General features: G+C 44.6%; 1 protein-coding gene and 1 pseudogene. Both read left to right on the plus strand.

Annotation, left to right across the window (positions count from 1 at the left end; genetic code table 11):
• Positions 1-238, plus strand: a pseudogene (locus tag GY683_RS01545) (hypothetical protein); the annotation flags it as partial.
• On the plus strand, positions 235-527 hold a 293-nt coding region (locus tag GY683_RS01550), incomplete at its 3' end, for a site-specific integrase (RefSeq protein WP_297287080.1). The pseudogene GY683_RS01545 and the gene GY683_RS01550, both read left to right, overlap by 4 nt.

Here is a 527-nt window from a genome sequence, read left to right on the forward strand (position 1 = left end):
CATCGGCAACATCACTTTCGGAAAACCACTACCTCATAGCCTGCGTCATGCTTTCGCCATAAACACCCTAAATCAGATCAAAGCCAGAGGAAATTGCCCTCAGCAGGCCTTGCCGGTTTTGGCCACCTACATGGGACATCGAAAATACCAGTACACCGCCGCATATCTTAAGGTCAAAGATGCTAAAGATATTCCCGGATTAATCGCCTTTACTAAATCTCAATTGGATGTCATATGAAGCTTTCTACCGTTGTCTATCAATTTTTTAGCACCTACCTGCCTCACATCAAAGGTGTCTGCAACGCGACGATTAAAACATATCGCGATGCATTCACACTGTTTTTACCCTTTGCAGCAAACTACTACCGCATTAAAATCAACGCCCTGAACCTTGATCATCTCAGCGCCGATCTAATCCTGGCCTTTTTGCACGATCTTGAGCAACATCGTAAAAACAGCGCTAAAACCAGAAATCATCGCCTGGCAGTTATCAAATCACTGGCCAAAATGATCCGCTTTATGCATCC

This window comes from Moraxella sp. (assembly GCF_024227015.1).
GTDB lineage: Bacteria > Pseudomonadota > Gammaproteobacteria > Pseudomonadales > Moraxellaceae > Moraxella.